The sequence below is a fragment of the Polaromonas sp. P3_C2 genome (assembly GCF_056402675.1).
In genome coordinates this window covers 1-10,415 of the sequence record NZ_JBFUGX010000064.1, presented here as the reverse complement: position 1 = coordinate 10,415, position 10,415 = coordinate 1, and the positions used below count along the sequence as shown (strand labels likewise).

The following is a 10,415-nucleotide window of genomic DNA, read 5'->3' as shown; positions in this document are numbered from 1 at the left end:
GTATGAAATTGATAGCTGCTTGCGCCCGTCCTTATTGGGCTGCAGCCCGAAATGGCTTGAAGAAAGCGCCGAAAAATGGGCCGGAACCTGTTCACCCAGCCAGGCCGTGTTGATGACCAGGCCGGTAAAACCACCGCGCACCAGCGCAGTAACCTGCCAGTCAATCAGCGGCTTGCCGCGCACCGGCAGCAGGGGCTTGGGCGTGGTGTTGGTCAGCGGGCGCATGCGCTCGCCGCGGCCGGCGGCCATGATCATGGCTTTGATGGGTGCAGAGGGCATGACGGCAGTTTAACGGGGCCGCTCATGCAGAATGGATGAACCAAAATTCGAAAGCCTGCCGATGATTCCTCCCGAGATCCACGCTGAAATCATGAGCCGCCTCGCAGCCACCGAACGGGAGCACGGTGTGCGCATCCTGATGGCGATCGAGTCCGGCAGCCGGGCCTGGGGCTTTGCGTCGCCGAACAGTGATTTCGACGTGCRCTTTATTTACGCGCGGCCGGCCGACGACTACCTCTCGCTTGATCTTGAGGACCGCCGTGACGTCATCGAGTACCCCATCGTCGACGACATCGACCTCAACGGTTGGGACCTGCGTAAAGCGCTGCGCCTGTTCTGGAAGTCGAATCCGGGATTTGTCGAGTGGATTCAGTCGCCGATCAAATATATGGWAAACGGTCCCTTTGCCGAAGAGGCGAGGCGGCTGTTGCCCCTGGTCTACTCGTGCGAGCGGGGCATACACCATTACCGCAGTTCGGCCAAGGGCAACTACCGCGAACACCTGCAGGGTGAGATGGTGCGGCTCAAGAAGTATTTTTATGTGCTGCGGCCGCTGCTCGCGGTGCGCTGGCTCGAGCGCTACGGCACAGCCGCGCCTATCGAATTCGCCAGCCTGCTGCACCTGATCGAGGGTGAGACGGACCTGCTCGCCGACATCGACGAAATGCTGGAGAAAAAACGCGGCGCGCCTGAATTGGGCCTGTCGGCGCCTTTCCCGCGAGTCAATGCCTTTATTGAGGTTGAGCTTGCCAGGCTGGATGCGGCGATCCCGGAACGCGATGATCTTCGGCCCGTGCTGCCGACCCTCAACGCGCTCTTTTTGACGACCGTGCGCGAGAAGTGGTGAGCCGGCCTACTGCGTATCTCCCCGGTCCAGCGACCGCTGCTCGGTCCATTCCGGATTAAAGCGCCGCACCAGCGCGTCCATCAGGCCGCGCGCCCTGGCGGAGTGGTCGCCGCCGAAGTTGCACACATAGACGTCCAGCGTTACTGCTTTTTGCTCGGGCCAGGTGTGCACGCACACATGCGACTCGGCCAGCAGCACGGTCGCCGTGATGCCCCCGGGGCCATGCACGGTGTCGGGAAAAGTGTGAAACAGCTGGTTAACGGCCTGCAGGCCGGCCGCCTGCACGGCCTGCACGCACCAGTCGCCCAGTCGGGTGGCGTCGGTCAGCCAGGCCGGGTCGCAGCGGCATTTGTAAAGGTCGGCGGTCAGGTGAAGGCCTTGCATGCCCCTGACTTTAGTGCATGACGGGGTGCCGCCCGGCCAAATCGGGTCCAAACCCCCGCCAAACCGGTGGGGAGGGCCCAAACGGTAAAATACCGGGTTACCCCTGATCTTTTCCCCTCCCGGAGCTGCCTACATGGCCAATACGCAAATGATGGCGAATGCGATACGCGCACTCGCAATGGACGCCGTTCAACAAGCCAATTCCGGACATCCCGGCGCCCCCATGGGCATGGCCGACATGGCAGTCGCCCTCTGGGGCCGCCACCTCAAGCACAGCCCGCACAACCCCAACTGGTTCGACCGCGACCGGTTTGTGCTGTCCAACGGCCACGGCTCCATGCTCATTTATGCCGTACTGCACCTCACCGGCTACAAGCTGCCCATCGGCGAACTCAAGAATTTCCGCCAGCTCCACAGCAAAACCCCCGGCCACCCCGAATACGGCTACACCCCCGGCGTTGAAACCACCACCGGCCCGCTGGGCCAGGGCCTGACCAATGCGGTCGGCATGGCGCTGGCTGAAAAGCTGCTCGCCAAAGAGTTCAATCGCGAAGGCCACACCGTCGTCGACCACAACACCTATGTGTTCATGGGCGAYGGCTGCCTGATGGAAGGCATCAGCCACGAAGCGGCCGCGCTCGCCGGTGCGTGGAAGCTCAACAAGCTGGTCGCGCTGTATGACGACAACGGCATCTCCATCGACGGCCAGGTCGCGCCCTGGTTCATCGACAACACCGCCGTGCGTTTTGCCGCCTACGGCTGGAACGTGCTGGGCCCCATCGACGGCCACGACGCCGAGCTGGTCTCGCAGGCCATCGAAGGCGCGAAGAAGTCCAACGACAAGCCCACGCTGATCATCTGCAAGACGCATATCGGCAAAGGTTCGCCCAACCGCGCCAACACCGCCAAGGCCCACGGCGAGCCGCTGGGCGCCGAAGAAATCAAGCTCACGCGCGAAGCCCTCAACTGGCCTTACGCACCGTTTGAAGTGCCGAAAGAAACCTACGACGCCTGGGACGCCAAGGCCAAGGGCCTGTCTCTTGAGGCCGCCTGGGACGCGAAATTCGCTGCCTACAAGGCCGCGCACCCCGCACTGGCCGCCGAGCTGGCCCGCCGTATGAAGGGCGACCTGCCCAAGAGCTTCTCGCAACTGGCTGTCGACACTGTCATCGGCGCACACACCAAGGCCGAAACCGTGGCCTCGCGCAAGGCTTCGCAGCTCGCACTCGAAGCCTTCACCGCCGGCCTGCCAGAGTTGCTGGGCGGCTCGGCCGATTTGACCGGCTCCAACCTCACCAACACCAAGTCCACGCCCAACCTGCGCTTTGACATGAACGGCGAAGTCGTGCTGACGGCCAATGCCGAAGGCGTGAGCGCCGGTGGCCGCCACATCAACTACGGCGTGCGCGAATTCGGCATGGCCGCCATCATGAACGGCATTGCGCTGCACGGTGGCTTCATTCCCTACGGCGGCACCTTCCTGACCTTCAGCGACTACAGCCGCAACGCCATCCGCATGGCCGCGCTGATGAAGATCCGCGTCATCCACGTCTTCACGCACGACTCCATCGGCCTCGGTGAAGACGGCCCGACGCACCAGTCCATCGAGCACGCCGCGAGCCTGCGTTTGATTCCCAACCTCGACGTCTGGCGTCCGGGCGACACGGCTGAAACGGCTGTTGCCTGGGCCGTCGCGCTCGAGAACAAGAACAAGCCGACGGCGCTGCTGCTGAGCCGCCAGAACCTGCCTTACGCACCGAAGAACGACCTCGGTGAAATCAGCAAGGGCGCTTATGTGCTGGCCGAGCCCGCCGAAGTGGGCCTGAACAAGAAGGCCCAGGCCGTCATCATCGCCACGGGTTCTGAAGTGCAACTCGCGCTCAAGGCGCAAGAGCTGCTCGCCGCTCACAAGATCGCTGTGCGCGTGGTTTCCATGCCCAGCACCACGACCTTTGACAAACAGAAAACGGCGTACAAATCCGAAGTGCTGCCCGAAGGCATCCCCCGCATCGCGGTGGAAATGGGCGTGACGGACGGCTGGTGGAAATACGGCTGTGCCGCCGTGGTGGGCATCGACAGCTACGGTGAATCGGCGCCCGCGCCAGTGCTGTTCAAGCACTTTGGCTTTACCGCCGAGAACGTGGCCGACACCGTGCGCAAGGTGCTGCGCAAGTAAACACGCGGATAACGGACACGGCCGCCCAATTCAACAAGATTTCAACTTCCAGGAGCAACAGCAGATGACTATCAAACTTGGCATTAATGGTTTTGGCCGTATCGGCCGCAACGTGTTTCGCTCGGCCATCAAAAGCTTTGGCGACATTGAAATCGTCGGCATCAATGATTTGCTCGAGCCTGAGTACCTGGCCTACATGCTGAAGTACGACTCGGTGCACGGCCGCTTCGAAGGCGACGTGTCCGTTGAAGGCAACACGCTGATCGTCAACGGCAAGAAGATCCGCCTGACGCAGGAACGTGACCCCGCCAACCTCAAGTGGGGCGATATCGGCGCCACCGTGGTGCTGGAGTCCACGGGCCTCTTCCTCGACAAGGCTTCCGGTGAGAAGCACCTGGCCGCCGGCGCGAAGAAGGTCATCTTCTCGGCACCGTCGAAAGACGACACCCCGATGTTCGTTTTCGGCGTCAACGACAAGACCTACAAGGGCGAGGCCATCATTTCCAACGCCAGCTGCACCACCAACTGCCTGGCGCCTATCGCCAAGGTGCTGAACGACAAGTGGGGCATCAAGCGCGGCCTGATGACGACCGTGCACGCGGCCACTGCCACGCAGAAAACCGTGGACGGCCCGTCGAACAAAGACTGGCGCGGCGGCCGCGGCATCCTGGAAAACATCATTCCCYCCAGCACCGGCGCTGCCAAGGCTGTGGGCGTGGTGATCCCCGAGCTCAACAAGAAGCTGACCGGCATGTCCTTCCGCGTGCCCACCTCCGACGTGTCGGTGGTTGACCTGACCTGCGAGCTCAACAAGGAAGCCACGCTCAAGGAAATCTGCGCCGAAATGAAAGCGCAAAGCGAAGGCGCACTCAAGGGCATCCTGGGCTACACCGAAGACAAGGTCGTTGCCACCGACTTCCGCGGCGAGACCTGCACCAGCGTGTTTGACGCCGATGCGTCCATCGCGCTCGACGGCACCTTCATCAAGGTCGTCGCCTGGTACGACAACGAATGGGGCTACTCCAACAAGTGCCTCGAAATGGTCCGCGTGGTGGCGAAGTAATTCACTTCAACATCGCCAATAAAAAAGCGCCTCCGGGCGCTTTTTTATTGTCAGTGCAATACTCGGCGACCAGTCGCCCTGAAAGGTTCATGCTGATGCCCCTGACGTTCAAAAAACTCRACGAACAAGTGGTGAGTGTTCATCTGAGCAGCGGCGAGCTGGTGGGCCAGCTCAAACTGATTGGCGGCGTGTGGAAGTTCAAGGCCATTGGCTACACCGCAGACGGCCATGTAGTGCCCGGCGGTGGGCCGCTGACGGATCGCCACAACATGACTTTCGCCGCGCTGGACGAGGTGGTGGTCAATGCGGGGCTGATGCCTCCCTGAGTGGCAGGTCAATCAGGCAAGTGCAGGCCGGGCCGTTCATCGTCCCAGGCCATCGCGCTCATCTTCCAGCCTTCAGGCGTTTTGACGAACTGCGTCGAGATCATGCCGCGCGCCTCGAATGCCTCGCCGTTCATCGTGCCGGCCTTGCCGTAAGCGCTGTAGCGATGGGCAATGTTGCCGAAGATTTGTGTGGTTTCCGACAGCTCCCATTCCCTGAAGCGCGTCAGTGCACCGCTGTCCACCAGAGCCTGCCGCGGCGCGATGAATTCGCGCACGCTGGAAATCTCGGGTGCGGTTCCTGTGTTCTTGATCAGGAGGCCTGCGTCGATGAAGAGCGCGTGAATGTCATCGTACGACGGCACGCTGCCCGGCTCAAACGAGACGGCGCGAAAGAACGCCTGCGCCAGCGCATTCAGTTCGTTTTTGACCGCCTGGGAGTTGGGCTCCTGGCTCATGGCATCTCCTTGTGTTGGCGGGAGTGTAGGCGCCTGCTGCCGCACCCCACAGGCGGCGTTTGCGAAACCCGATATTGCCTGGGGGTACTGCGGGGAGGTTGACTGGTAATGCCGGAGTTATGCGAAAAGTGCCCCGGAGCAGCTAAGAACAAGCGCGGGCAGCTATTAAAAATATAGCAGCGAGGTGCTGCTCGGCCGTCAGTCGCCCGTCGGCCGCTCTTCGCGTCCGCCCGGGTGCCGCGCAAAGCGCGCCGGCTCCCGCCCATGCACCGGCGCGTCATCGCCAAACGACCAGCCACCAAACTGCGTGCGCTGGTAGTCCGCCATGGTTTGCGCGATTTCGGCTTGCGTGTTCATGACAAACGGGCCGTACTGGACCACCGGCTCACCAATGGGCTTGCCTTGCAGCATCAGGAATTCGGCTTCCTCGCCGCCGTTGACGATCTCTGCGTCCACGCCGGCCCGCAGCTCGATGGCGCTGTCCACACTCACCGCCTGACCGCCCAGCGTCGCCGACTGCCCCTTGAAAAAATAGAGCTGGCGCCGCGTGCCTTCGCCCGTTGCGGCGGGCAGCGTCCAGCGGGCGCCGGGCACCATGCGAATCGTCCAGATCGCCACGTCGGCCTCGGCCTGCGAGGCCCACGAATCCGGCGGCGGCGCCAGCGGCGCGGTTTGGGTATTTTGAATACGGCCGGCAATCACGGCCACTTCGGTGCCGCGCCCTTCGGCATCCTTGATGTCCAGGCGCGGAATGTCCTGCGACCAGAACATGGTGAAATGCGGCTCGCTCATCTTGCCGGCCGCCGGCAGGTTCAGCCAGATCTGGAACAGCTCCAGTGGATTGGGATTTTGCTGGTCCAGCAAAGGGAACATCTCGGAATGGACCACGCCCTTGCCGGCCGTCAGCCACTGCACGTCGCCGCGGCCAAAGCGCGCTGTCGCGCCCAGGGAGTCGGAATGGTCGATCAGTCCCTTGCGCACTATGGTCACGGTTTCAAAGCCGCGATGCGGGTGCGCGGGAAAGCCCGGCACCGTGCTGCCGTGGTACATGTTCCAGCCGTCCTTGCGGGCAAAGTCCTGGCCGATGTTGCGCCCCGCGAGCGAGGCATCCGGGCCCATCTGCGCATTGGCGCGGGGGTAAGCGTCGTCGTGGTACACGCAAAAGAGGAACGGGTCGAGCGTTGCCCACGGAAAGCCGAGCGGCTTGACCTGGAGGACTGGATGGGTGGCGGGACTTGCGGCGAGGTCGGCAGGCATGAGGAGGCCTTTCTGGCGTGAAACTTTCAACGAATACATATGAGGTTGGCCGCTGTCCTTTCAAGTTGCGCCGCCAGCCCATGCGTCGGGCCTGGCCCTGGAATTTTAGGGAAATATGCCCGTAGCCCTTATTTGGTAAGCGCAGGCAGCTATAAAATCAATAGCATTTGCAGGACGCTCTCCACCAGCCGCCTGCCCCTTCCTCAGGCCTTCAGTTTCCAGCCCGTGCGGAAGATCCACCACACCGCGCCGAGGCACAGCCCCAGAAAGCCCATGATGGCCGCCACGCTGATGCCTACGTTGACATCGGCCACCCCGTAAAAACTCCAGCGAAATCCGCTGATCAGGTAGACCACCGGGTTGAACAGGGCGACCTTCTGCCACAGCGGCGGCAGCATGTTGATCGAATAAAACGCGCCACCGAGGAAAGTCAGCGGCGTCACCACCATCAGCGGCACAATCTGCAGCTTCTGGAAGTTGTCGGCCCACAGCCCGATGATGAAACCGAACAGGCTGAAGGTCAGCGCGGTCAGCAGCAGGAAGCACAGCATCCAGAAAGGGTGCGCGATCTCATAAGGCACGAAGAGGCGCGCCGTTGCCAGGATCAGTAGCCCCAGCATGACGGATTTGCTCGCCGCGGCGCCCACATAGCCCATCACCACCTCCATCGATGACACCGGCGCCGACAGCAGCTCGTAAATTGTCCCCGACCATTTCGGCATGTAGATGCCGAAGGCGGCGTTCGAGATGCTCTCGTTGAGCAGCGACAGCATGACGAGGCCGGGAATGATGAAGGCACCGTAGCGGATGCCGTCGATGTCTCCCATGCGTGAACCGATGGCCGCCCCGAACACCACGAAGTACAGCGAGGTCGAGATCACCGGCGAGGCGATGGATTGCATCAGCGTGCGGAAGGTGCGCGCCATTTCAAAGCGGTAAATAGCGCGGATGGCGTGCCAGTTCATGCGGCCTCCTTCTGGGCGCCAGGTTGGTCGGCATGCACCAGGCTCACGAAGATGTCTTCGAGCGAACTCTCGCTTGAATGCAGGTCCTTGAAGTCAATGCCGAGTTCGGCCAGCTGCTTGAGCAACGCCGCAATACCCGTCTCCTCGGTTTGTGTATCGAAGGTGTAGACCAGTGTGTGGCCCTCTTTCGTCAACTCAAGCGGCAGCCCTGCCAGCGCATCCGGAATGCTTTGCAGCGGTGTTTGCAGTTGCAGGCTCAGTTGCTTCTTGCCCAGCTTGCGCATCAGCACCGTTTTGTCTTCGACAAGAATCAGCTCGCCCTTATTGATGACGCCAATGCGGTCGGCCATCTCCTCGGCTTCCTCAATATAGTGCGTGGTCAGGATGATGGTGACGCCGCTGTCGCGCAGCTCCCGCACCATTTGCCACATGCCCTTGCGCAGCTCGACGTCGACGCCCGCGCTGGGCTCATCGAGGAACAGGATGGTGGGCTCGTGCGACAGCGCCTTGGCAATCAATACCCGGCGCTTCATGCCGCCGGAGAGCGCCATGATCTTGCTGTCCTTCTTGTCCCACAGCGAAAGGTCGCGCAGTACTTTCTCGATGTAGGCGGGGTTCGGCGGCTTGCCGAACAGGCCCCGGCTGAAGCTCACGGTGGACCACACGGTTTCAAACGCATCGGTCGAAAGCTCCTGGGGGACCAGCCCGATCCTGGCGCGAGCGGCGCGGTAGTCACGCACGACGTCGTGTCCATCGGCCGTCACGCTGCCCGAGCTGGGATTGACAATGCCGCAGACGATGCTGATCAAGGTGGTCTTGCCTGCGCCGTTGGGGCCGAGCAGGGCGAAAATCTCGCCGCGCTGGATATCCAGGTCCACCGACTTGAGCGCATGAAAGCCCGAAGCGTAAGTTTTGCTGAGTTTCTGAAGGGAAATAATGGGTTGCACGCGGCATCCTGACAAGAAAGTGGCGCCAGAATGACGCCAGAAGAGACCCGAATCATTCTATAGAGCAAGGCTGAAAAAGCTGGGACCAGGGCCTATTAACACTATGTTTTCACCCCATTCCCTCCGGGTTGCGATCAAAAAGGCCCTGAGCGGCGTTGCAAAGCCTTGACGGGGTTCACCCCGCCTGCGTTTTGCGCCTTGCTCACGGCCTTTTTGACTCGCAACGCATCTTGCAAACATAGTGTTAGTAGGCCCTAGGGTTTTCCAGCGCGGTGGGTGTTGCCCGAATCCCGTGGAAGACTCAGGCCGTCTGGTTTTTTCTCAGCGTCGGCAAGCCGACACCGGCGGACTCAAAACCACCATCCACAGCCAGCACCTGGCCATTGACATAGCTGGCTGCCGGGCTGCACAAAAAGCCCACGGCCGACGCGATTTCTTCCACGGTGCCGTAGCGCCCCAGCGGAATCACGTCGTGGTAGTCCGAGCGGATCGCCACGCTGTGAACCAGCTTGGCCATTTCCGTGTCCACCGGCCCGGGCGCGATCACGTTGGCCCGGATGCCGAGGGTGCCCAGCTCAACCGCCTGCTGCTTGGTCAGCTGGATGAGCGCGGCCTTGCTGGTGCCGTACGCCACGCGAAGCGTGCTTGCACGCAAGCCCGAGATCGACGCGATGTTGACAATGCTGCCACCGCCCGTGCGCTTCATGATGGGCACGCAAGCCTGGCTGCACAAAAACGCGCCATCCAGGTTGACGCCCAAAACCCGGCGCCATTCTTCAAATGTTGTCTCACCGATAGGCTTGAACACCGCGATGCCGGCGTTATTGACCAGCGCATCGATACGGCCAAAGCGGGCGTCCACCTCCTCCATGGCCGATTTCACCTGCGCCGGGTCGGCCACGTCGCAATGCGCCGCCAGTACGCGGCCTGCATCCTGAATGGCGCTAGCGGCTGGGAGCAGCGTGTCGCTGTCGATATCCAGAAGCGCCACACGGTACCCGTTGGCCAGAAACCATTTCCCGATGGCAAGGCCAATGCCGCGAGCACCCCCTGTCACGACGGCCACGGGGCTGGTTGAAGAAGTTGCGGTCATGGATGTCCTTGCCTTGTTRTCTGGTGTGAATGAAGAAAGGGCTTTGGCGGTGTGGGCGAAAGTTCAGGTTGAAGTTTGCACTATTGGACGTGTTTGCGCGCGTTTGCGATGCTGCCGATTCGGGACACGCTGTCGTGGGCCCGTCCTACAGCATGGGCGCTTGCCAATGGGTACCTTGAGCACTCATCCTGTTGTCTGCATCAGAAATGATTCTTTCAAGAGGGCCAGGCATACGGTAGCCGTTAGCGGTTTTCGAATGTGTGACCTTCAGCAAAAGCGTTGTGGCTGGTATCGGTTTCATGCACATGATCCGTAAAAAAAACAGTTCACGGTCAAGGCAGGAACGAACTGTTGACGCACCTTGGTGCGAATTTTCCCAGAGGATCACTATGACAATGAAACACGCATTCCTTTTATCCACACTGGTCGCAACGTTGAGCCTTGTTGCCTGTGAGCGGACGGTTGTCGCGCCGCCTGCGGCAGTTGTCACCGTGCCCGGGCCTGCAGGTCCTGCGGGCGCCACGGGTGCCGCCGGCACTGACGGCGCCAAGGGGGCCACGGGCGCTGGCGTCGGTATTCCAGGCCCGACCGGCGCTACCGGTGCGACTGGAGCGACGGGCTCT

11 protein-coding genes and 1 pseudogene are annotated in these 10,415 nt (G+C 61.6%); 5 read left to right on the top strand and 7 right to left on the bottom strand.

Annotated elements, in window-relative coordinates; all coding sequences use genetic code 11:
* Positions 1–279, bottom strand: a 279-nt coding sequence (locus AC1DWI_RS04770) for a sugar phosphate nucleotidyltransferase (protein WP_477724454.1), incomplete at its 3' end; no start/stop codon positions are given.
* Between the two features lie 61 nt (positions 280–340).
* Here AC1DWI_RS04770 and AC1DWI_RS04765 point away from each other — a divergent pair.
* Positions 341–1,126 (top strand): nucleotidyltransferase domain-containing protein, encoded by a 786-nt coding sequence (locus tag AC1DWI_RS04765; protein WP_477724453.1) that lies wholly within the window; start codon positions 341–343, stop codon positions 1,124–1,126.
* A 6-nt stretch (positions 1,127–1,132) separates the two neighbouring features.
* Here the strand turns inward: AC1DWI_RS04765 and speD are convergent, their stop codons facing one another.
* Positions 1,133–1,510, bottom strand: a complete 378-nt coding sequence (speD, locus tag AC1DWI_RS04760; protein WP_477651193.1) for an adenosylmethionine decarboxylase — start codon at positions 1,508–1,510, stop codon at positions 1,133–1,135.
* A 133-nt stretch (positions 1,511–1,643) separates the two neighbouring features.
* On the opposite strand from speD, the gene tkt reads away from it, so the two are divergent.
* The 3 genes from tkt to AC1DWI_RS04745 all read left to right on the top strand — a co-directional run bounded on the left by tkt (position 1,644) and on the right by AC1DWI_RS04745 (position 5,075).
* Complete coding sequence (tkt, locus tag AC1DWI_RS04755; RefSeq protein WP_477670486.1) at positions 1,644–3,686, top strand: transketolase; 2,043 nt, start codon at positions 1,644–1,646, stop codon at positions 3,684–3,686.
* 64 nt (positions 3,687–3,750) lie between these two features.
* Positions 3,751–4,749 carry a type I glyceraldehyde-3-phosphate dehydrogenase gene (gap, locus tag AC1DWI_RS04750; protein WP_477724452.1) on the top strand — a complete coding sequence of 333 codons (999 nt, stop codon included), beginning with the start codon at positions 3,751–3,753 and terminating at the stop codon, positions 4,747–4,749.
* A 95-nt stretch (positions 4,750–4,844) separates the two neighbouring features.
* The gene (locus tag AC1DWI_RS04745) at positions 4,845–5,075 is read left to right on the top strand and encodes a hypothetical protein (protein ID WP_477724451.1); all 231 of its coding nucleotides are present in this window, start codon (positions 4,845–4,847) and stop codon (positions 5,073–5,075) included.
* An 8-nt stretch (positions 5,076–5,083) separates the two neighbouring features.
* On the opposite strand, the gene AC1DWI_RS04740 is transcribed toward AC1DWI_RS04745, so the two are convergent.
* The 5 genes from AC1DWI_RS04740 to AC1DWI_RS04720 form a co-directional block, all read right to left on the bottom strand.
* Entirely contained in the window at positions 5,084–5,530 is a 447-nt protein-coding gene (locus AC1DWI_RS04740) for a hypothetical protein (protein WP_477670488.1), read from the bottom strand.
* Positions 5,531–5,728: 198 nt separating this feature from the next.
* Positions 5,729–6,787 (bottom strand): pirin family protein, encoded by a 1,059-nt coding sequence (locus AC1DWI_RS04735; protein WP_477670489.1) that lies wholly within the window; start codon positions 6,785–6,787, stop codon positions 5,729–5,731.
* A gap of 203 nt (positions 6,788–6,990) precedes the next feature.
* The gene (locus tag AC1DWI_RS04730; protein ID WP_457281963.1) at positions 6,991–7,752 is read right to left on the bottom strand and encodes an ABC transporter permease; all 762 of its coding nucleotides are present in this window, start codon (positions 7,750–7,752) and stop codon (positions 6,991–6,993) included.
* Positions 7,749–8,699 carry an ABC transporter ATP-binding protein gene (locus tag AC1DWI_RS04725; RefSeq protein WP_477670490.1) on the bottom strand — a complete coding sequence of 317 codons (951 nt, stop codon included), beginning with the start codon at positions 8,697–8,699 and terminating at the stop codon, positions 7,749–7,751. Before AC1DWI_RS04725 ends, AC1DWI_RS04730 begins: the two co-directional genes overlap by 4 nt.
* A 301-nt stretch (positions 8,700–9,000) precedes the next feature.
* The gene (locus tag AC1DWI_RS04720; RefSeq protein ID WP_477670491.1) at positions 9,001–9,792 is read right to left on the bottom strand and encodes an SDR family NAD(P)-dependent oxidoreductase; all 792 of its coding nucleotides are present in this window, start codon (positions 9,790–9,792) and stop codon (positions 9,001–9,003) included.
* 389 nt (positions 9,793–10,181) lie between these two features.
* Between AC1DWI_RS04720 and AC1DWI_RS04715 the strand changes: the two are divergent.
* Positions 10,182–10,415 (top strand): annotated as a pseudogene (locus AC1DWI_RS04715) (collagen-like protein); the annotation flags it as partial.